The following is a 750-nucleotide window of genomic DNA, read 5'->3' as shown; positions in this document are numbered from 1 at the left end:
GTACGGGGCCGCAGAGCGCTTCCTCCAGCTCGCCATAGAAGCCCTGACCGATATGGCCGCCCACGTGGCCGCCGACGAAGGCCTAGGCCCCTTTGAGAGGGCGCGCGACCTCGCGGACCTCTTCCTGGCCAAGGGCTACGTGGACGAGGCCCTGGCGGAAAGGTGGCGGCGGATGATCGGCTTCCGCAACCTCCTGGTGCACGAGTACCTGGACATAGACCGCCGCATCGTCCACCGGGTCCTCCGGGAACACCTCGAGGACCTCGAGGCCCTGGGCCGGATCTTCGCCCGGTTTCTCTAGGCGCCGGGCACGCGCATCAGGGCCCGGGGGTAGGGCTCCAGGAGGGCCTGGGCCTCCAGGTAGGGCTCGGCGAAGCGCCGGGCCCAGGAGGCGAGGAGGGCGAGGGGGGCCTCGAGGGGCAGGCGCTCCTCCCGGAAGTCCACGAGGAGGTCCAGGAAGTGGGCCTTTTCTCGGGCGCCAAGGGCCTTCTTGAAGTGGCCGAAGGCGTGGAGGAGGGCGTCGGCCATGGCCCCGAGGCGGTAGGGCCTCTCCGTGGCCCGCAAAAACCCCTCCTCGTAGGCCCTCTGGACCTCGGAAAAGGGCCTCCCCCGGGCCTCGGCGAGGAGGCGCCCCAGGGCCCTCGCCTCCTTCTGGCTGTAGGCCATGAGGAGGAGCTAGTAGCGGGCGTGGAAGGCCTGGAGTCCGGGAAGGTCCCCCACCTCCCGGAGCCTGGCCAGGCCGAAGACCCG

Annotated in this window: 2 protein-coding genes; one reads left to right on the top strand and one right to left on the bottom strand. The window is 70.8% G+C overall.

Going from position 1 to position 750, the window contains the following annotated elements; genetic code table 11:
* Positions 1-301 (top strand): type VII toxin-antitoxin system HepT family RNase toxin (gene hepT / locus AC01Y6_RS10745; RefSeq protein ID WP_476671523.1); only part of this gene is annotated, 301 nt, incomplete at its 5' end.
* Here the strand turns inward: hepT and AC01Y6_RS10740 are convergent.
* On the bottom strand, positions 298-666 hold the full coding sequence (locus AC01Y6_RS10740; RefSeq protein WP_476671521.1) for a YbgA family protein: 369 nt from the start codon (positions 664-666) through the stop codon (positions 298-300). The two genes, hepT and AC01Y6_RS10740, sit on opposite strands and share 4 nt — an antisense overlap.
* Between the last annotated feature and the right edge of the window lie 84 nt (positions 667-750).

This window comes from Thermus sp., from assembly GCF_056332225.1.
This window is presented reverse-complemented; position numbering and strand designations above follow the sequence as displayed.